The sequence below is a fragment of the Streptomyces sp. NPDC047315 genome (assembly GCF_040643215.1).
In the GTDB taxonomy this organism is placed as follows: Bacteria; Actinomycetota; Actinomycetes; order Streptomycetales; family Streptomycetaceae; genus Streptomyces.
In genome coordinates this window covers 292,465-311,784 of the sequence record NZ_JBEYTZ010000007.1, presented here as the reverse complement: position 1 = coordinate 311,784, position 19,320 = coordinate 292,465, and the positions used below count along the sequence as shown (strand labels likewise).

Sequence of the window (19,320 nt, the reverse complement as noted above, 5' to 3'; positions counted from 1 at the left end):
ACGCCCGGTTACATTCCGAACCCGGAAGCTAAGCCTCACAGCGCCGATGGTACTGCAGGGGGGACCCTGTGGGAGAGTAGGACGCCGCCGAACAATTTTTGAGGAGAGGGCTCCACACTGAGGTGTGGGGCCCTTTCCGCATTTCCGGACACCTTTTCTTTGGGGTTCGGGTGACCGCCGGGTAGGGCCCTGGCAGCCACCCGAACCCCATTTGCTTTTTAGAGCCGACCAGCAGCCTTGAGCGCTAGGTACGCATCCGCGAGAGCAGGTGCCAAGTTCTCGGGAGTCGCGTCGACGACGGTCACCCCGTACTGCTGCAACTGTTCGGCAGTGCGGCGACGCTGGGCCCGGGCCTGAGCCGCCGCCGCAGCGCCGTACACCGCCTCCACACTGCCCCGGGCCTTGGACATCATCTCCACGTGCGGGTCGGCGACGGACGCCACGAGCACGGTGTGCCGCCGGGTCAACTGCGGAAGCACCGGAAGTAGCCCCTCCTCGATGGGAGCCGCATCGAGATTGGTGAGGAGCACGATCAGCGAACGGCGCGGCGCGCTCCTGAGCGCCGCTGCACTGAGGCCGCGGGCGTCCGTCTCGACGAGCTCGGGTTCCAGCGGAGCCAGGGCACCGACCAGGGCCGGGAGCAATTCACTCGCCGATCGACCGTGGACCTGGGCGCGGACGCGACGGTCGTATGCGAGGAAGCCCACCCGGTCGCCGGCCCGGGACGCGAGCGCCGTGAGGAGTAGGGCGGCGTCCATGGAGGCGTCGAGACGGGGAACGTCGCCGACCCGCCCCGCGGACGTGCGACCGGTGTCGAGCACGAGAAGGATGTGCCGGTCCCGCTCGGGACGCCAGGTGCGTACGGCGACATCGGCCTGACGGGCGGTGGCACGCCAGTCGATGGAGCGCGTGTCGTCGCCGGGGACGTAGTCGCGGAGGCTGTCGAACTCGGTGCCCTGGCCCCGGATGAGGACGCTGGTGCGTCCGTCCAGCTCCCGCAGCCGGGCGAGCCGGGACGGCAGGTGCTTGCGACTGGTGAACGGCGGCAGCACCCGTACGGTCCACGGCACCTTGTGGCTGCTCTGGCGGGCCGCGAGGCCGAGAGGACCGTAGGAGCGGACGGTGACGCGGTCCGCGTGACGGTCACCGCGGCGCGTGGGGCGCAAAGAGGTCGTGACGCGCCGGCGCTCGCCCGCGGGGACGCTGAGACGGTGTCGGGAAGCGGCCTGCTCGGTGCCGGCCTCCCAGCTGCTGGGCGCCCAGGCGTCGCGGATCTGGGCGCGCAGCCGCCGCTTGGAAGCGTTGGTGATGCTGAGTTGCACGTCCGCCTGCTCACCGAGTCGAACTGTTGTTTCACCGATTCGAGTGAATCGAAGCGATCGCACTGGCGCGGCGAGGGCGTAGTCGCACAGGATTGCTAGTGACAGCGGCGCGTTCACCGCCAGCATCCCCGTCCAACTGGGCGCGAGGATGCCGACGGGGAGGGAGCCGATGGCGGCGAGTAGCGCAGTTCTTCCGGTGAGTGCCATGGGCTCGCTCTCAGCGGGGGACGGGGACGTGACTCAGGATCGCGGTGATGAGGGAGTCTGCAGTGACTCCTTCCATCTCCGCTTCGGGCCTGAGCTGGATCCGGTGTCGCAGGGTGGGCAAGGCCAGTGCCTTGACGTCATCGGGGATGACGTAGTCGCGACCGGTCAACCAGGCCCAGGCACGCGCTGCGGAAAGCAGCGCGGTGGCGCCTCGGGGCGATGCCCCGAGGGTGAGTGAGGGGGATTCTCGCGTGGCACGACAGATATCGACGACGTAGCCGGCGATTTCGGGAGACACCGCGGTCCTGGCGACGGCGTCCCGGGCGGCTTCCAGGTCGGCGGGGCCCGCGACGGGGCGAACGCCCGCGGCCTGGAGGTCTCGGGGGTTGAAGCCATCGGCGTGGCGGGTCAGGACGCTGATCTCGTCCTGGCGGGACGGCAGCGGGACGATCAGCTTCAGTAGGAATCGGTCCAACTGCGCCTCGGGCAGGGGATAGGTGCCCTCGTACTCGACGGGGTTCTGCGTCGCCGCGACGAGAAAGGGCTCCGGGAGCGGACGCGGCGTGCCGTCGACCGTGACCTGTCGCTCTTCCATGGCCTCCAGCAGCGAGGACTGCGTCTTGGGCGGCGTGCGGTTGATCTCGTCGGCCAGCAGGAGGTTGGTGAAGACGGGCCCGGGCTGGAAGGAGAACTCTGCGGTGCGGGTGTCATAGACCAGCGAACCGGTGATGTCACCGGGCATCAGATCGGGGGTGAACTGAACGCGCTTGGTGTCGAGTTGCAAGGACGCCGCCAGCGCCCGCACCAAGAGGGTCTTGGCGACTCCCGGCACCCCTTCCAGCAGGACGTGACCCCGGCAGAGGAGAGCCACGACGAGTCCGGTGACTGCGGGGTCCTGGCCGACGACGGCTTTGGCGATCTCCGTGCGGAGGGCCTCCAGGGAGGCGCGGGCGCCGTCCGAGGTCGTGGTCGTCTCGGGGGACGGGGCGCTCATGAGGTGCGTACCTCTCTTTCGAGGGCGTCGAGTTGGTCTGCCAGGCGGACGAGTGAGGCGTCGTCGGTCGGCGGTGGTCCGAAGAGCAGCGTCGCCGGGTCCTGGTCGCCGGGGCCGGTGCGGGCGGCGACGGCTGGAAGGAGGACGTCAGGAGTGTGGGCCAGGGCCGGAGCGACGCCGAGGAGGGGCGCAAGGCGCTCGCGTGTGGCCGAACGCAGCACGTCGGCTGCTCGATCGCGGGCCTTCGCCTGGTGATAGAGCCTGGCTCGGCCTTCAGTGGTCTCGGAGGCGCGGATGGCCACGGGAAGGCGCTCGGTGACCAACGGGCCCAGGCGATGTGCGCGCCAGACGGCCGCGAGGGCGGCTGCGACGAGGAGTTGGAGGGAGGCCCAGAGCCAACCGGAGGGGAGCAGGTCGAGGAAGGACTCGTCACCGTCGTCGGGAGCGGTGGAACCGTCGCTTGCGGAGGGGAGGTACCAGACCAGATGACTACGGGAGCCGAGGAGTTGCAGGGCGAGGGAGGCGTTGCCGTTCTTGTCCAGCCGCTCGTTCTGGAGGATGTCGGGAGCACCGAGCACGACGGTGTCGCCCGCGCCCGTGTCGGTCCTGACGAGGGTGGGCAGACCGTCGACGGGGTAGCAGCTGTCGGTGCCCGGTCCGTCAGTCACTGCGTACTGTTCGCCGCCGAGGTCGACGTCGCCGGCGTTGCGGGCCGCGGGCAGGGAGCATTCGGGGTCCACGGCCGTGACCCGGGTGGTGGCAGCGGATCGGACGCCGGGCGCGAGGGTGCCCAGGGACGCGGGGCCGGGGGCCACGAGGACGGTGCGTCCACCGGAGTCGTTCGTCGCCCTCCTCAGGGTCCGCTGTTGGCCGTCCGTCAGCAGGTCGGGGGCGGCGACGAGGAGCGTGGTGTCGGGGCCGACGGCGGCCGTGGCCTCGCGGATGGTGCCGGCGACGCGGACGGTGACGCCGCGGTCCTCAAGGAGTTCGGCGACGGCGCGGCTGCCGGAGCGGTCTGCGGAGCGCGGGTCGAGGCTGCCGTGCCGGTCGCCGGAGCGCATGGCGGCGATGACGATGCCGGCGGTGATCAGGACGGTGAGGCCGAGCAGCAGCCCGCGGGCGCGCGTCCACAGCTGGCGGCCTGTGGGGGACAAGGAAGTGGCACTGGGGGCGGCCCTGGTCACTCGGCCGCTCCGGGGTACGTGTCGACCAGGTGCGGCTTGGCGCGCTCCAGTTCGAGGTCAAGGCAGCGCAGCTGGTGGTACGCGTGCTGGTCGGCCGCTCGTCCGCCGTACGTGACGTCGTCGAACTCCCGGGCCGCTGCCCGGAGCTGCGCGGAGTGGGCCGGGAGCGACCGGCCGCCTTCTGCGGCTGCTTCGTCGGCGGTGCGGCCCGGGCGGAGGTCGAGGAGGGTGCGCTCCTCCAAGGCGCGGACGACGGCCCGCATGCGTTCCTGGACGGCCTCGTTCCAGCGGCCGGCGGCGGCGTGGGCCTCCGCGGCGGCTCGGTGTTCGGCGGCGCTTCGGGGGGAGTCGTCGAAGAGCGGCGACGTCGATGTCGGGATGTGCTGGGGGGTGCCCAGGCGCCACCACAGGGCGCCGACCAGGGCGAGGACCACCAGGACGATGACGACGAGCCCGACCGCGCCACCGGGGGTGGCGGAGGAGGCGGCGCCGAAGAGCTCCTCCACCCAGTCCCAGAACTCGTTGACGGCCTGCTGGAGGGGGTTGGGATCGTTCTCGTGGTACATCGGCTTGGTGAGTTCCCGCCGCGCCGCCTCGCGTGCGGGGTCACGGGAGACGTCCACCGGTATGTCGCCGTCGGCGCGCACCAACGTGCCGACGGCCGCCGCTCCCCCCATGGCGGACACGTCATTGGCTCCCGGTAGTCGCGCCGGGCGGCGACTCGGTGCCGTAGCCGGGGAGGCCGGCCGCGCGGCCGAGTTCGATGTCCAGGGCCTCGCGGCGGATCCGCTGGTCGATGTAGAGGAGCACGTACACGCCGGCGGTGATCGGGTAGGTGATCGACGAGGCGATGATCGCGCCGATGCCGGTGATGATCAGGTACGTCCAGCTGTACGCGGGGAGGTCACCGGAGACGAAGCCGCCCACGCCGCCGTCGTCCGCCGCCAGGGCGACGATGCTGAAGGGGATCGCAATGATCATCGAGACGATGGTGGAGAGCACCGTCGTGAGCAGCACGATGCCGAAGGTGCGCCACCAGGAGCCGCTGACCAGCTTGGCGGACCGCCGCAGGGCGGCGATGACGCCCTGACGCTCCAGCATCAGTGCGGACGGCGCCAGGGTGAACCGGATCATCAGCCAGATAGCCACCGGCAGTGCCGCGATGATGCCGAGCACGGCGAGGGCCGCGCCTCCGGCACCGCCCAAGGCCATGCCCGGCAGGGCGGCGACGGTGACGATGCCCGCTGCCATGAGCGGCAGCAGCAGGGTCACGCCCAGAAGCTGCGGCAGCTGGGGGCGGGCTTCCTGCCAGGCTTCGGCGATGGTCACGGGCCGGCCGAGCACCGAGCGACTGATGACCATCGTCAGCAGCGCCGTGGTGAACAGGGTCGCGATCAGCGCGATGATCATCATCGGGACGAGGGACAGGGTCGACGACTGGAGGGAGTCGACGGCCTGGCGCAAGGCTTCCTCGCTGTCGGCGTCGGAGTCGATCTCCACCGGGTCGGGCAGCAGGTAGCGGGTGACGAGGATGTTGCCGATCTCGGCGACCACGGAGACGGTGATCGTGATGCCGAGCACCGTGCGCCAGTGCGCCCGCAGGGTGGAGACCGCGCCGTCGAGGATCTCTCCGACGCTCAGCGGGCGCAGCGGGATGACACCGGGCTTCGCGGCGGGGGGCGCGCCCCAGCCGCCGTGGTGCTGCGGGCCGCCCCAGCCGGGGCCGGGCGGCGGCGGAGGGGCGGACCACTGGCCGGCGGGCGGCTGCTTGCTGGACCAGTTCGAGGCGGGGCCGGTCTGGTCGACGGGCTCCGCAGGTCGGGGCACCTGGGCGCCCTGTCCTTCGGAAGGAGCAGATCCGGGCGAGGCCCAGCCCGGAGTGTCGTTCACGGTCGTCCACCTCGTGTGTCGGTATCGGCGTCAGCTCGGCGAGCCGGCGTCTGCGGGGTGCCCGTCCGCACAAAGAATCGGCAGGCTGGCAGCCATCGTGCCACGCACGGCCCAACCGTGGGTGGGCGGCCGTGTGCCGATCACGCCTTCTCCGGGCGTTCATCACGGGGCAGACTGGTCGGATGGCTGATCAGTACGCGCGACAGCGGACCGCAGCAGAGCCGCAACGGCTCCCGGTCATTCGCTGGGAAGAACCGGTGGACGGTCCTGTACTGGTGCTCCTCGACCAGACCAGATTGCCCGCCGAGGAGGTGCAGTTGGCCTGCGCCGACGTCCCCGCCCTGGTGCGGGCCATCCAGACGTTGGCCGTACGGGGTGCGCCCCTGCTGGGCATCGCGGGCGCCTACGGTGTGGCGCTCGCCGCGGCCCGCGGCGACGACGTGGAGGAGGCCGCCGTACAGCTGGCCCAGTCGCGCCCCACCGCGGTGAACCTGGCGTACGGGGTGCGTCTCGCGGCCACGGCCCATCGGGCGGCCCGGGGCGAAGGCGCCGAGTCCGCCGCCCGCGCGGCCCTCGCCGCCGCACGGGAGCTGCACCGCCAGGACGCGGAGGCGAGTGCGCGAATGGCCGCCCACGGCCTGGCCCTGCTCGACGAGCTGCTGCCCGACGGCGGACACCGGATCCTGACCCACTGCAACACCGGTGCGCTGGTGTCGGGCGGAGAGGGCACGGCGCTCGCGGTGGTGCTCGCCACTCACCGCGCCGGCCGGCTGCACCGGCTGTGGGTCGACGAGACCCGTCCGCTGCTCCAGGGCGCCCGGCTGACCGCGTACGAGGCGGCGCGCGCCGGCATGCCGTACACCTTGCTGACGGACAACGCCGCCGGTTCGCTGTTCGCGGGCGGTGAGGTGGATGCTGTCCTCATCGGCGCGGACCGCATCGCCGCCAACGGTGCGGTCGCGAACAAAGTGGGTAGCTACCCGCTGGCCGTGCTGGCGAAGTACCACCGGGTGCCGTTCGTCGTCGTCGCACCGACGACGACGATCGACCTCGCCACCCCCGACGGGGCGTCCATCGAGGTCGAGCAGCGGGCCGCGCACGAGGTGACGGAGATCCCTCCGCCACAGGCGGGCGGGGCCCCGGGAAGCACGGCCGACGGTGTTCGGCTTGCGCCGCACGGGACACAGGCGTACAACCCTGCCTTTGATGTGACTCCACCGGAACTGGTGACGGCGATCGTCACCGAGGAAGGGGCGTTGTCGCCGGTCACGGGGGACGGGGTGGCACAGCTGTGTGCCAGGTCACGACAGGTAACGATGAGCTAATGGGATGCTGGCGCACTGAATGACGGAAACGGCCCCTCCACCTGCGGCGATCGCAGGAGCGAGGGGCCGTGACATCCACGGGTGACATCAACAGTGATCGTTGACGGTCAATCCTCATCCAGCCGTCGGAGCCGGGCCGGCTGGCGTAGCAGGCGGTCGAGCTGGCCCACCGCTTCGATCACGTCGGGGTCCAGCGCTTCCGCGTAGATGTCCAAGGTAGTCGCGATCCGGCTGTGACGAAGGACCGCCTTGATGATCCTGGGATGAACGCGGAGGTGCACCAGGAGCGTGCCGCAGGACTTCCGCAGTCCCTTCGGGTTCATCCGGTTCAGGCCCGCTCTGGCCGTGACGCGCTGCATGGTCGCGTAGAGCGGTGACACCTGGAGCGGCTGACCGGTGCGCGTCACGAAGACGTGGTTATCGGGGTCATCGAACCACGGTCGACCGGCACTGAGAGCCTTCTCACGCAGCCACGCTGTCCGCATGCGGGTCCATCGAAGCGGCGCGATGCACTGAGCAGGCAGCGGCAGCGGAGCCTTCGACGTGTCCGACTTTAGTTCCACGTCGACCGTGCCGGCGCTGGTGCGCTGGCGCTGCGTCTCGACCCAGAGAATCCGGGCGTCCAAGTCGACGTTCTCCCACCGCAGGCCGCAGAGTTCAGCCCGGCGCAGGCCCAGCAGGCACAGCAGCAGGAAGGCCGGGTAGTAGACGGTCGAACGCCGAGCCTCAGCGAGGAAGCGCAGCACGGTGACGGCATCCCAGCTCTTCCCGCTGTTGGTGGTGGCCCGCACGTGGACGAGCTTGGCGACGTTCCGCGTCAGGCCGATGTCCTCGACCATCGCGGCCGTGAGAGCCGCCGAGAGCACCCGCAGCGCGTGCCGGGCAGTCTGGGGCGTCTTCTCCTTCGCAAGGCGCGTCATGGCCCCGCGCAGCTCTTTGACGCCCAGCTTCACCATGACCTTTGATCCCAGCCGGGGGCGCAGGTGGTTGCGAACGGTCTGCTCGTACGTCCGGTAGCTACCCGCCGACAGGTCGGGCTTGACGATGCACTCCAACCAGTAGTCGAACCACTGCCCCAAGGTCATGTCACGCGTCGGCGTGGGGATGCCTTGGCTGGCCCGATCGAGCAGTTCGCGCCGCTTCTGGTCGCACTCGTCGTAGTCCTTGCCGTACGCGAACTTCCGCTTGGTGGTTCCGTCCGGCTGAGGGACGTACACGGCAGCCTGGTACCGGCCGTCCTTCCTCTTGGTGACCGTGCCGCCACCGTTGGGACGTCGCGTCGCCATCAGGCCACCTCCCCGAGCTGGCCGGTGATGAAGTCGTGAACGGCGTTGCTGGGGATGCGTCGGCAACCGTCGATCTTGATGGAAGCGAGGCGGCGAGTGCGGATCAGGTCGTAGACCTTGCTTCGACCGAGCTTGAGCCGGGCCATGACCTCCGGCACGGTCAGCAGTACCGGGGCGGTGGTCACTTTGTGGCTCCTTCCTGGTCGCGTAGGGCGGGGAGTTCTTGGCGGGCGGTTTCGCGCTGTTCCTGGAGATCTCTGTGGATGGTGGCGGCGAGCCAGGATTCGCCGGGGGTGTGGCCCTGGCCGACGTAGGCCCAGTGGGCGACGACGAGGGTGGTCGTGTCGGGGGGGTCGTCGGGGTCGGGTAGGCCGAGGGAGGCGCGTTGTTGGGCGGCGCGGTAGTCGGCGCGGACCTGGCGCAGGGCGCCGAGGGTGGTGGAGTACTGGCGGGACTTGGTGGAGAAGTGGCCACGGAAGCCGAGCATGTGAGCCCAGGCCCAGAGCTTGCGATCCGGGTAGGCGGGATCGAGGTCCCAGCAGGCGCGGATCAGTCGGCGGGTGTGGTCGGGCAGGCCCATGCCGTCGAGTTCGGGAAGTTCACCGATGCGGCGGGACACGAGCCCGGTTGTCTCGGCGGCCTTGGTGGCGTACTTGGCGACGTAGGAGGCAACCGCCTGCTCGGTGATCTCCTCGCCATGGCCGAAGGCGCCAATGGGTTGGACGTCGATCTGCTTGCCCCAGGTAAGGGTGCGTGCCGGCTGGCCCTTGGACTTGGGCTTGGGCTTGGGCTTGGACTTGGGTACGACGACTGTGACGCGGGTGGCGGCGGCGTGGATGGCGTCGGTCAGGAGCTGGAGGGTCGCCCAGTGCGGGGGAGGGCTATCCGGTCCGTCGGGGCCGTCGAAGCGCACGATGGTGTGGAAGTGGATCGCGCCGCGCTTTTGGTACTCGGCAACCTTGGCGTAGGAGACACGGGCTTGGGCGTGGGCGTCCTTCTGGGTGAGTCCGGCCAGGCGGGCGATCTGGCGGCGTAGGTAGATCGTGAACAGCCGCCACAGGTCAGGGGCGTAGTTGTTCCAGAGCACCGAGCCCGTGTAGTCGTACGAGTCGGGGTCGAGTGGGGTGCCGAGTTCGGGCGCGTCTTCGGTGTGGTGGGTGCCGCAGCGGCAGGCGCGGTTGCCGGGGCGGTTGTGGACGGGCCCGAAGCTCGGGGCGGTCAGGGTGGCGAAGACGCGGGGGTGATCGCGCACCGTTTCCGGGGTGCCCTTGTTCGGGTCGCCGGTTAGGCCGGCCCGGATCAGGTGGTAGGTGTCGCCTGCGTAGGTCCAGGCGCAGGCCGGGCAGCGGGAGGCACGGCGGTTGCCACACGCGATGCGGAGTGTTCCGCCCGGTTCGACGTCTGTGGTGTAGGCGTGCAGGACCGTTCCGGTCGCGCGGTCGGTGGTCTTGGTGGCGCCGGTGAGGCGGATTGGGTCGGAGCAGCCCCCGGTGCGGCGGATTTGTTCTTGCCAGCGGTCGAAGCCGGGGGACCCGGTCACCCTCAGAGCGTCGGCGAGGATGATCGGGTCCAGGCCCGCCAAGGAGGCGGTAGCGGTCACTGAGTCGCACCCCCATGGGCGGGTCCGTGGTTGGCGTTCCAGCCGTCGACAAGTGCCTTCACGTGGTTGTCACCAGACGCTTTTGCGGAGGCGCCGCAGTGGCAGACAGCCGAGGCGGTAGCGGGTGTGGTGCGGGTCGGGGCGGCGATGTGGAGGCCGGGGCGGTCCGGGGTGGGGGTGAGGTCAGACACGGGCCACCGCCGCTCGGGGCGTCGGGGTGGTGCCGGTGCCGTTGCAGGTGGGGCAGGCGGTACGGAGGGTGACGCGGGTGCCGTCGTGGTCGCGGTTGCCCGTGGTGATGGTGACGACGGGGAAGCCGTCGCAGTTCGAGCAGACACGCGCCGGGGCAGGGGTGTGCTGGGGCATGATGAGAGTTCCCTTTCGGGTCCGTTGGATCTGGATGGGTTCGAGCGCCCGGGGCGGCGGAAACTTGGCGGTTGAGGCCGCCCCGGGGGCCGGTCAGTCGATGTAGTTCGTCTGTCGCGCTGCGGTTTCGACCGCGCGCAGGCGTTCCTGCTCGGCGTCTGCGCGGTAGCTCCAGAGGGCCGACTTCTGCTCGTCGCAGGTGACCGAGGGCGGCGCAGCGCGGTAGGAGTGCGGGTCGGCGACGGGCGTGTACTCCGGGCCGAACACGGCCGGGTCTGCGGGCTTGTCCATGGCGATCACCGGCCCTTGGAGCGCTTGATCGTGAGGCCGATTCCTCCGGTCGCGGAGAGCACGGCAACGGCGGCGACCGAGGCCACGTGGAGGGTGACGGCGATCATCAGGACGATGAGTGCGGCACCGCTCGCGAGGGCGACCGTGAGCAGGATGGGGCCGGTGTAGGAGCGGGGCGCGGTCCGGACGATGACGACGTGGCGGGGGTCGGTGCCGGGCGGGAGCTGACGCAGCACGTCGGTGGGAATGTGCCCGGCTGCGTACTGGTCTTCAGGTCCATGCACGAGGAGTCACCCCTTCTCAGGCCGTGCAACGGTGGGTGCGGGCGGCGAGTTCGGCGGCGGACCGGTCACGGTGTTCGGTCGAGAAGCCGCAGCCAGGCGCGGTGCAGGCGGCGGTGTGCTTGGTCTGGCCGCGTCCGTTGTGGAACGTGCCGACCTGGACGGGCCCGATGCGGATCAGGTCGTAGAAACGGTTCGGGCGGGGCATGAAGCACCTCCTTCAGGTGAGTTGGGCGTGGATGGCTGAGGCCATGGGGGCGGGGATGCCGCCGAGGCGGGCGCGCAGGGCGTCGGCGTCCAGGTGGGCACCGGTCGCGTCGTGGTGGGCCTGGTCGAGCTTCCGGGCGTGCTCCACCAACGCCACCGGCACCATCGGTGCAGCGACGGGGGCGGGTTCCGGGGCGGGCAGTGCGGCAGGCTCAGCAGCCGGCGCAGGCAGAACCAGTGACTCCTCGACCACCGCAGGCGCAGGGCCCGGCTCTTGCTCGACGGGCGGTTCGCTGACCGCAGCCGGCGCGGGGGCCGGGGCAGGCTCGGGGGCGTCGGTAGGCGGGGTGTGGACGAGGAGGGTTCCGCCGAGGAACGCGATCGCGGGCCAGCCGGCGACCAGGACACGCAGCCACGCGGGCGGCGAGTCGAGATCGAGAAGGCCGGCGGTCGCGATGTTCGCCCCGAGGGACGCGGCCAGGGCGATGAGGAACCAGGACCAGCCCGAGGCCCTACCGCCGTGTCCGGAGCGCAGCCGGCGCCACGCGGCGACCAGCAGCAGGTCCACGCTGATCGGGTAGAGCCAGGCTTTCCACCCGGACTGCCCGGCCGCTTCGGCGAGGTCGTGCAGGTGGGCGAAGGACAGCGCACCAGCGATCACCGCCTGAACCAACACGGCATCGACGCGGATGCGGTGAGTCATCGGGATTTCCTCCGATCAGAACAGCGTCAGTTGGGGCGCAGGTGATGCGGGCTCTGGCTGCGTGGCCGTGATCACGCGGGTCCGCCAGTGCAGGGCGTAGGGAAGGCAGTTGGCGCAGTTCTTGTGAGTGGTGTGACCGGGGAGAGGTGGGCGGCGACGGGCGTGGGAGCTCCAGGCGAGGGAGTCCGCAGACGCCATGAGGCGCCCAACCTTGGAGAGCCCGAGGGTCTTGAAGCCGAAGCCGTGAAGGCGCAGGCCGTAGCTTGCGAGGGTGGTGACGATCTCGGCTCCCTCGCGGGTGGACTGCCGGCGACAGACAGACCCCAGGCCCACCACCGGTTCCCGCGTCAGGTCGACCCCGGCACGCTCGAAGAGGTCCACACAGCGTTCGTAGTCCGCGATGCTCTCGCCTTGCACCACGGGAATGATCCGCAGGTCAGGAGCGAGGGAACGGAGTTCGAGGAAGTTGGCGACGGTACGTCGCTGGTGGTCTTGCGTGCTCAGTCCGGTTCCGGCGAAACGTTGCCCGCTGAAGACGCCACCCGTGCGGATGGCGGTTTCGCACATCCAGTCCTGTTGCGCGGCCCAGTCGTAGGGGCCGACGTGCTCCCAGATGCGGCGCAGGTCGTCCACGTATTGGCGGGGCGTGCGGGTCCACCGGCCGTGCTTCTGGAGCTCCGAGAAGCCACCGGAGTCGATCGCGTACGGGCCGAGCGCCTCGGGCAAGGTCCGGGCGTTCGCGAAGTGCTGAGCCTTCAGGAACAAAGGCACCGAGGTTAGCTTCACCCAGTGACGTTTGTGGGTGGTCAGATAGAAGCGCATGAAAACTCCCTCTCTCAGGTGGTGCCGGAGCCGAAACAGCCGAGGCACATTCCGTCTTGCTGGCCGACCACGCGGCGCCGGCGCCCCACACGAACGGCGACCGCGACGGTCCCGGACCCCCTGCAGGCGGGGCACTTCGGGGGCTTGGGCGTGGTGGTCTTCTTGCGCGGCACGGTGGTTCTCCCTTCCGGCTTTAGGCATGGGCGGGGTAGGGACCCGGCGCGAAGGCGGTCACGCCGACCGGTTCGAGGAGCGGTGGTTCAGTCGGTGACCGGGTGCGGCTTGACCACCGGGGCGCCATCGGTTGCGCGCGTGGTGGTCAGCACGGGCCGGAACGCTGCCAGCGAGGGGATACGAGGGGTGAGATCTGCGAACCGGGCGCAGGCGGCGGCGGTTTCCTCCGCCGTGATCTCGGGGGTGCGGATGCGGGACCAGCCACCGGAGGTGTCACCGGCCACTGCGGTTCCGGGGCGGTCCGGCGGGATCGTGGTCACGGCCGCCACGGCGTCCGGCGCGATGTCGCCCAGGCCCATGTCAGCGGTCTGCTTGTCGTTGACTCGGTGGACCACGCGCCCGGTGAGCTGGGCACGGAGCGTGGTTGCACCCTTGCCAAGGTCGGAGCCGAAGCGCTGGCCGCAGATCTCCAGGAAGATGCCGATCGCACGGGACATTTGAGACAGCCGGATCAGCGCGGTGACCATCCGGTCCCGGCGCTCCTCGTCCTTCTTGGTGGCGATGAGGAAGAGTTCCGCGATCTCGTCCACCAGGACCACGATGGGGACGGGCCGGACCTTGTCCGGGAGCTCCCACATGTCCCCGGCCTGGTGTTCCTTCAGCAGGTCGAAGCGGGATTCCATCTCGCCGACCAGGGCGTCCAGGAGCCCGGACGCTTCATCAGGCGTGGTCGCGAACGCGGAGAGACGGGACGTGTAGCGGGACTGCTCAACACCGCGCTTGCAGTCGATCCCCACCAGCGCGACCCGCAGCGACGCGAGTCCCTTGATCAGGTTCCGCTGATACATCGACTTGCCCGACTGGTTCGCCCCCAGGGTCAGGGCGTGGGGCACGGCCCGGTAGTCGCGGGCGAACGCCGTGCCGTCCTCCCGCATCGCGACCGGGACCACCAGGTCATGAGGGCGGGCCGACCGAGGCAGGCGCACCCGGCGAAGGACGTCGTACCCGGTCATCCGCAGTTCCACGAACCCGGGACGCGTCTCGACCACGGTCACGGAGCGAACGCCCCACGCGTGCCGCAGCCGTTCCGAAGCGGCGACGAGGTCAGCCGGCTCCATCCCCGCCGCCAGCCGCAGCGTCACCCGAAGGCCGGTCGACGTCCCCCGAGCCTTGCGGATCTTCGGCGGCACCGGGCGCACCTCACGACGGGCGACCGTGCGGGTCATGAAGGCCCGCAACCGCGTCGGCTGCACCGTCAGCCCGCACACCTCCATGGTCGAGGCGTACGAGTAGGTGAACCGGTACCAGGTCACCGGGAGCCCGACGAGCGACCAGTACACGCGGGGAGCGTGGTGCTTGGCGTAGACGAGGCCACCCGCGCCCGTTAAGGCGCCGGACGCCTCCACCCACAGCGGGAGATCCGTCACCACGTCAGCCCGCCAGGGCGATCGCGACGGCGCGGAAGCTGATCCCGTGACGGGTCTGGCCGTTGAACGTGTTCTCCCAGTCCCGGGCCCGCAGCCCGACCACCGACACCGGCATCCCCGGCGCCAGACCCTCCGGGAGACCCGTCTTCGGCACGGTCACCTGGTAAAGGTTCCCCTCGCCCTCATCCGACACCAGCAGACCCACCGTGGACAGCGGGGCACCGGTCTCCCGGTCCATCGCAACCTCACCGGTCTGCTTGCTCACCAGCTTCGGCACCGGCGCCGTAGCCACGAACACCACAGCGCTCGACGTGTCCACCTTGAACGACGGCATAACAGCCCTCTTTCCATCGCGGAACATGCTAGCTCGCACGTTCCGATCGTGTACTAGCTTGCATCGATAATGCGCGTGCTAGTACGCGACTGTCAAGCCCCTGGTTCGAGCAGGTTGGCGCGCTCTCAGGCCGGGCAGGTCCCGTGTCCGGGCGTACTATCGAGTTGCGCGCTAGAACGCGATGGGATCGGGAACTAGTACGCGGAAGGGGAGAAGGAGGAGAAGGATGACGCCGAAGGTGCAACGGGCAGCACCACCGTTCATGCAGATCGCGGAGCACTTCCGCATGAAGATCAAAGAAGGGGTGCTAGCGCAGGACGCGAAGCTCCCTTCGATCGCTGAAATCTCGCGAGAGTGGGGAGTCGCCACAGCAACGGCGGCGAAAGCGATCAAGCAACTCCAGGAAGAGGGCTATGTCCGCTCCTCTTCTCAAGGGACGTTCGCCGACCTCGGGCGCAAGCTAACCAGCGGTCCGGACCGTCTTCAGATGCTGCGAGCAACGGGTAGCGGCTTCCGGTCGGGCGAGAGCGTAGAAATCCTCAGTGCCGAACTGGTGCCAGCGTCAACCGACGTGGCGGAAGCGCTGAAGGTCGATGAAGGGGCGCAGGTCGTGCAACGGCGACGTGTGTACCGGGACGACACCGGGGTAGTCGCTGTGTCCACCTCATGGCTGGCCAGCGACTTGGTCGAGGCTGCGCCCGAGCTACTGGAAACAGGCCCTCTACCGAAGATGACCTTCGGTCTGATCGAAGATCGAACGGGTAGGCGGGCGGTGCGACGTCGGGATGTAGTCGCCATGTACCCGACTCCCGAAGACATCGCCCAAATTCTTGGTGTCGAGGGTGGGACCCAGGCCCTGACCATGACCAATCAGTACTGGGACCAGTACGGTGAGCCGACCGAGTACGCCCGAGACTTCCTCGGAGCCGGCCGGGAGCTCTCGGCAGAGTACGCACTGAGCTAGCGGGCTCGGCTGTTACAGGTTTCTCTACCTCATCAAGCCCGCCTGCGGCGGGAAGGGGGGAGCGAGGGGAAGGGGGCTCCCTGCGGGAGCGGGGGACTCCCCTTCGGGGCCTTTGCCTGCCGGGAGTGACCTTGCGGGAGCGAGGGACCTCCTTTGGATCGCACTCACGGGGCCGGGCGCTGCATGGTCAGGTGAGGGCGGGGGCTGGCCCCCTCGACGAGGCTCTTCAGGGTGTCTTCCGGGGAGGCGTCCGGGCCCGGGGCCCTGCGGCGGCTCTTGCTCTTCGAGCATCCGACGGGAGCAGGACGATCGACTTCTTCGAAGCCGTCGCTACGGGCACACCACGGCCGGTCTTTGACCGGCCGCTCGGTGGCCGCCGCTCCCGGGGTGCGCTCCTGCCTTCGGCCCGCTCCCCCCGGGCGCCGGCCCCCGCGCCGACAAGCGCCACGGGGTAGCCCGCTACACGCTTCGCCCCGCCCAAGAACGCCCGTCGGACTGCGAGAGCCCGCCCCACCCAGACCCACGCCACCCCTACCGACACCCACACCCCGACGAGAAGGCCCGCACCTCCGAACCCACCAAACGCGACCCAGCACCAAGCGCACCAGGGAGATCCACACGCGCACGGCAGCCGCCTTCGGCAGAAAGCAGGAGAGCAGGGATGGGAAGCGGAAGGGAGCAGGAGTGGAACGAGGGCGGGTGGCCGGGCGGTCGGTTCCACGGCTTTAGGCAGCCACCAGGGGGCGAGCCTCGAAGATCGGGGGCCCACTCGGACTATTGCGGGCAGGTCCACGGACTGCCCGAGTCGCGGAAGCTTACGGGCCCCCGATCTCTCGCCCCCTGGCAGCTCCCGCCCAAAGCCGCTCCACCGACCTCACGCGCAGTGCCGGCCGTCTGACATCCGTTACTGACATCAACAGCGACGGACACGGGCGGACACGGACGGCCCAGTACGGCTATCGTCGCTGGTCCGTGAGCTATCTCACCGGGTCCATTGTTGGTCGTGAGCTAATGGGATGATGTCGGTTATGAAGGGACGAGTCCTTGTCGTCGACGACGACACCGCACTGGCCGAGATGCTCGGCATCGTGCTGCGTGGAGAAGGTTTCGAGCCGTCGTTCGTGGCGGACGGCGACAAGGCGCTCGCCGCTTTCCGGGAAGCCAAGCCGGATCTGGTGCTGCTCGATCTGATGCTGCCCGGACGGGACGGCATCGAGGTGTGTCGGTTGATCCGGGCCGAGTCCGGGGTGCCGATCGTGATGCTCACGGCGAAGAGCGACACGGTGGACGTGGTGGTCGGCCTGGAGTCCGGGGCCGACGACTACATCATCAAGCCGTTCAAGCCCAAGGAGCTCGTGGCGCGCATCAGGGCGCGGCTGCGGCGGTCCGAGGAGCCCGCGCCGGAGCAGCTGACCATCGGTGACCTGATCATCGACGTGGCCGGGCATTCGGTGAAGCGGGGCGGGCAGTCGATCGCGCTCACTCCGTTGGAGTTCGACCTGCTGGTGGCGCTGGCGCGCAAGCCGTGGCAGGTGTTCACCCGTGAGGTACTGCTGGAACAGGTGTGGGGGTACCGGCACGCCGCGGACACCCGGCTGGTGAACGTGCACGTCCAGCGGCTGCGTTCCAAGGTCGAGAAGGACCCGGAGCGCCCGGAGATCGTGGTGACCGTCCGTGGTGTCGGTTACAAGGCGGGACCGAGCTGACGTGCCCGGCGGCAGTGCTGCTCCGCAGCCCGGGGAGTCGGGGGCCGTGAAGGGGCGGACTGCTGCCGGACCGGCGCAGGAGACGGCCGGGCCCTTGTGGCTCGGTCGGCTGCTGCGCGGTCGGCGCGCGGGACAGGACGGCGAACCCAGCCGGTTGATGCTGCGGATCCTGCTGCGCTGGGTGCGGCGCCCGCTGCTGCCCGCCATTCGACTGTGGCGGCGCAACATCCAGCTGCGGATCGTCGTGATGACGCTGCTGATGTCGGTCGGCGTCGTGGTGCTGCTGGGGTTCGTCGTCATCGGACAGGTGCGCAACGGCCTGCTCGACGCCAAGCGGGAGTCGGCGCGGAGCCAGGCCGCCGGCGGGTTCGCCGTGGCGCGGGAGGCGGCCGACATGCCGACGGCGCCCGGCGGGCCGGGCGGTGCAGGTCAGGACAGTTCGGCCGCCACCGGTTCATGGCGCACCGACCTGGTGCAACGGCTCGCGAGCGGCGGCCAGGGCGCCTTCCACGTGGTGGCGCTCAGCGTGGACTCGGAGTCCATGGGCGCCCGCGCCGCCCGTACGTCCGGCGACATGGACCCCGCGTCCGTCCCGGACCGGCTGCGCCAGGAGGTCCGCAAGGGCAGCAAGAGCTACGAGACGTACATCAAGATCACGTACAACAACGGAGAGTCACCGGCAGAGCCCGGGCTGGCCGTGGGCACGCAGCTCAACGACGCGGAGGACCAGCCGTACGAGCTGTACTACGTCTTCCCGCTGGCGCAGGAGGAGCAGTCCCTCAACCTCGTGAGGGGGACGCTCGCCACGGCGGGTCTGTTCCTCGTCGTGCTGCTCGGCGCGATCGCCTGGCTCGTCGTACGGCAGATCGTCACGCCCGTGCGGATGGCCGCAGGGATCGCCGAGCGGCTGTCCGCTGGCCGGCTCCAGGAGCGGATGAAGGTCACCGGCGAGGACGACATCGCCCGACTTGGTGAAGCGTTCAACAAGATGGCGCAAAACCTTCAGCTGAAGATCCAGCAGCTGGAGGAGCTCTCGCGGATGCAGCGCCGCTTCGTCTCCGACGTCTCCCACGAGCTGCGCACCCCGCTGACGACCGTGCGCATGGCGGCCGACGTCATCCACGAGGCGCGCAGCGACTTCGATCCGGTGACGGCGCGCTCGGCGGAGCTGCTCGGCGATCAGCTCGACCGTTTCGAGTCGCTGCTGTCCGACCTGCTGGAGATCAGCCGCTTCGACGCGGGGGCGGCGGCGCTGGACGCCGAGCCGATAGACCTGCGCGAGGTGGTGCGGCGGGTGATCGGCGGCGCCGAGCCGCTGGCCGAGCGCAAGGGCACCCGGATACGCGTCATGGGCGACGACCAGCCCGTGGTCGCCGAGGCCGACCCCCGACGCGTCGAGCGGGTCCTGCGGAACCTGGTCGTCAATGCCGTGGAGCACGGTGAGGGCCGGGACGTCGTGGTCCGGTTGGCGGCTGCGGGCGGGGCCGTCGCCGTGGCCGTACGGGACTACGGCGTGGGGCTGAAGCCGGGCGAGGCCACCCGGGTGTTCAACCGCTTCTGGCGGGCCGACCCGGCGCGGGCGCGCACCACGGGCGGCACCGGCCTCGGGCTGTCGATCGCCGTCGAGGACGCCCGGCTGCACGGCGGCTGGCTGCAGGCGTGGGGGGAGCCGGGCGGCGGCTCGCAGTTCCGGCTCACCCTGCCGCGTACGGCTGACGAACCGCTGCGGGGCTCCCCGATACCCCTGGAGCCGGAGGACTCGCGACAGGGGCGGGAACGAGCCACCCCGCAGGCGTCCGGCAACGGCAAGACGAAGATCGAGGCGCGGCCCCGGGCACAGACCCGGGCGCACGGTGTCGCCCAGGCGCACCGGCTGACGTCCGTGCCCGTGCAGCACGCTTCGGGCGCCCGCTCGGCGCTCCCGGTGCCTCCGATGGCCGCCCCGCCCGAGGTCGACCCGACGGCGCTGCCGGGGAACGGCGCTCGGGTGGTGGCCCGCCCGACGGGGGACGTTCCCGCAGCTCAGGTCCCGCCGGATCGGTCTGCGGACCGTGCGGCCGGTTCCTCTGCCGGCCCTTCGCCACGGTCGTCGCCCGAATCGACGTCGGGTGCGGCACCGGGTTCGACGTCGGACGCGACGGGGGAAGCGACTTTGGACTCGGACCGGGAGGACACGACGCGTGGGCGCTGAATCTCGTGGGGGCCGCCGGACGCGGCTGCGCCTGGGCGCGGCTCTC

At 70.1% G+C, this 19,320-nt stretch carries 21 protein-coding genes and 1 rRNA gene; 5 read left to right on the top strand and 17 right to left on the bottom strand.

What is annotated here, in order from left to right:
* A 5S ribosomal RNA gene (gene rrf, locus ABZ842_RS10805) occupies positions 1-93 on the top strand; the annotation flags it as partial.
* A 125-nt stretch (positions 94-218) separates the two neighbouring features.
* Here rrf and ABZ842_RS10800 read toward each other — a convergent pair.
* Genes ABZ842_RS10800 through ABZ842_RS10780 form a run of 5 tightly spaced genes read right to left on the bottom strand, consistent with a single transcriptional unit; the run spans position 219 to position 5,597 of the window.
* Positions 219-1,529: a DUF58 domain-containing protein gene (locus ABZ842_RS10800; protein ID WP_361535106.1), complete on the bottom strand. Its 1,311-nt coding sequence runs from the start codon at positions 1,527-1,529 to the stop codon at positions 219-221.
* 10 nt (positions 1,530-1,539) lie between these two features.
* Positions 1,540-2,523: a MoxR family ATPase gene (locus tag ABZ842_RS10795; RefSeq protein WP_361535103.1), complete on the bottom strand. Its 984-nt coding sequence runs from the start codon at positions 2,521-2,523 to the stop codon at positions 1,540-1,542.
* The gene (locus ABZ842_RS10790) at positions 2,520-3,707 is read right to left on the bottom strand and encodes a DUF4350 domain-containing protein (protein ID WP_361535100.1); all 1,188 of its coding nucleotides are present in this window, start codon (positions 3,705-3,707) and stop codon (positions 2,520-2,522) included. Before ABZ842_RS10790 ends, ABZ842_RS10795 begins: the two co-directional genes overlap by 4 nt.
* On the bottom strand, positions 3,704-4,384 hold the full coding sequence (locus ABZ842_RS10785; RefSeq protein WP_361535191.1) for a DUF4129 domain-containing protein: 681 nt from the start codon (positions 4,382-4,384) through the stop codon (positions 3,704-3,706). The genes ABZ842_RS10790 and ABZ842_RS10785 overlap by 4 nt, the downstream gene beginning before the upstream one ends.
* Positions 4,385-4,394: 10 nt before the next feature.
* Positions 4,395-5,597, bottom strand: a complete 1,203-nt coding sequence (locus ABZ842_RS10780) for a hypothetical protein (protein WP_361535097.1) — start codon at positions 5,595-5,597, stop codon at positions 4,395-4,397.
* Between the two features lie 182 nt (positions 5,598-5,779).
* Here ABZ842_RS10780 and mtnA point away from each other — a divergent pair, with 182 nt between their 5' ends.
* Complete coding sequence (gene mtnA / locus ABZ842_RS10775; protein WP_361535094.1) at positions 5,780-6,922, top strand: S-methyl-5-thioribose-1-phosphate isomerase; 1,143 nt, start codon at positions 5,780-5,782, stop codon at positions 6,920-6,922.
* A gap of 107 nt (positions 6,923-7,029) precedes the next feature.
* Here the strand turns inward: mtnA and ABZ842_RS10770 are convergent, their stop codons facing one another.
* From ABZ842_RS10770 to ABZ842_RS10715, 12 genes are all read right to left on the bottom strand, one after another.
* Positions 7,030-8,208, bottom strand: coding sequence for a tyrosine-type recombinase/integrase (locus ABZ842_RS10770; protein WP_361535091.1), 1,179 nt, complete (start codon positions 8,206-8,208; stop codon positions 7,030-7,032).
* Positions 8,208-8,393, bottom strand: a complete 186-nt coding sequence (locus tag ABZ842_RS10765; protein ID WP_361535088.1) for a helix-turn-helix domain-containing protein — start codon at positions 8,391-8,393, stop codon at positions 8,208-8,210. Before ABZ842_RS10765 ends, ABZ842_RS10770 begins: the two co-directional genes overlap by 1 nt.
* A complete protein-coding gene (gene repSA / locus ABZ842_RS10760; protein WP_361535085.1) occupies positions 8,390-9,808 on the bottom strand; it encodes a replication initiator protein RepSA in 1,419 nt (472 codons plus the stop codon). The genes ABZ842_RS10765 and repSA overlap by 4 nt, the downstream gene beginning before the upstream one ends.
* A complete protein-coding gene (locus tag ABZ842_RS10755; RefSeq protein WP_361535082.1) occupies positions 9,805-9,999 on the bottom strand; it encodes a hypothetical protein in 195 nt (64 codons plus the stop codon). Before ABZ842_RS10755 ends, repSA begins: the two co-directional genes overlap by 4 nt.
* The gene (locus ABZ842_RS10750) at positions 9,992-10,174 is read right to left on the bottom strand and encodes a hypothetical protein (protein WP_361535079.1); all 183 of its coding nucleotides are present in this window, start codon (positions 10,172-10,174) and stop codon (positions 9,992-9,994) included. Before ABZ842_RS10750 ends, ABZ842_RS10755 begins: the two co-directional genes overlap by 8 nt.
* A gap of 93 nt (positions 10,175-10,267) precedes the next feature.
* Positions 10,268-10,465, bottom strand: a complete 198-nt coding sequence (locus ABZ842_RS10745; RefSeq protein WP_361535075.1) for a hypothetical protein — start codon at positions 10,463-10,465, stop codon at positions 10,268-10,270.
* 5 nt (positions 10,466-10,470) lie between these two features.
* Positions 10,471-10,749, bottom strand: coding sequence for a hypothetical protein (locus ABZ842_RS10740; RefSeq protein WP_361535072.1), 279 nt, complete (start codon positions 10,747-10,749; stop codon positions 10,471-10,473).
* Between the two features lie 16 nt (positions 10,750-10,765).
* A complete protein-coding gene (locus ABZ842_RS10735; RefSeq protein ID WP_361535069.1) occupies positions 10,766-10,954 on the bottom strand; it encodes a mobile element transfer protein in 189 nt (62 codons plus the stop codon).
* Positions 10,955-10,966: 12 nt separating this feature from the next.
* On the bottom strand, positions 10,967-11,656 hold the full coding sequence (locus ABZ842_RS10730) for a DUF2637 domain-containing protein (protein ID WP_361535066.1): 690 nt from the start codon (positions 11,654-11,656) through the stop codon (positions 10,967-10,969).
* Between the two features lie 15 nt (positions 11,657-11,671).
* Positions 11,672-12,478: a hypothetical protein gene (locus tag ABZ842_RS10725; RefSeq protein ID WP_361535063.1), complete on the bottom strand. Its 807-nt coding sequence runs from the start codon at positions 12,476-12,478 to the stop codon at positions 11,672-11,674.
* 260 nt (positions 12,479-12,738) lie between these two features.
* Positions 12,739-14,079 (bottom strand): FtsK/SpoIIIE domain-containing protein, encoded by a 1,341-nt coding sequence (locus tag ABZ842_RS10720; RefSeq protein ID WP_361535060.1) that lies wholly within the window; start codon positions 14,077-14,079, stop codon positions 12,739-12,741.
* 4 nt (positions 14,080-14,083) lie between these two features.
* Positions 14,084-14,413, bottom strand: a complete 330-nt coding sequence (locus ABZ842_RS10715; RefSeq protein ID WP_361535057.1) for a hypothetical protein — start codon at positions 14,411-14,413, stop codon at positions 14,084-14,086.
* A 226-nt stretch (positions 14,414-14,639) separates the two neighbouring features.
* Between ABZ842_RS10715 and ABZ842_RS10710 the strand changes: the two genes are divergently transcribed.
* The 3 genes from ABZ842_RS10710 (at position 14,640) to mtrB (ending at position 19,274) form a co-directional block, all read left to right on the top strand.
* A complete protein-coding gene (locus ABZ842_RS10710) occupies positions 14,640-15,377 on the top strand; it encodes a GntR family transcriptional regulator (protein WP_361535054.1) in 738 nt (245 codons plus the stop codon).
* 1,016 nt (positions 15,378-16,393) lie between these two features.
* Positions 16,394-17,083: a two-component system response regulator MtrA gene (gene mtrA, locus ABZ842_RS10705; protein ID WP_361535051.1), complete on the top strand. Its 690-nt coding sequence runs from the start codon at positions 16,394-16,396 to the stop codon at positions 17,081-17,083.
* A 1-nt stretch (position 17,084) separates the two neighbouring features.
* Positions 17,085-19,274, top strand: coding sequence for an MtrAB system histidine kinase MtrB (gene mtrB / locus ABZ842_RS10700; protein ID WP_361535048.1), 2,190 nt, complete (start codon positions 17,085-17,087; stop codon positions 19,272-19,274).
* Positions 19,275-19,320: the final 46 nt, after the last annotated feature.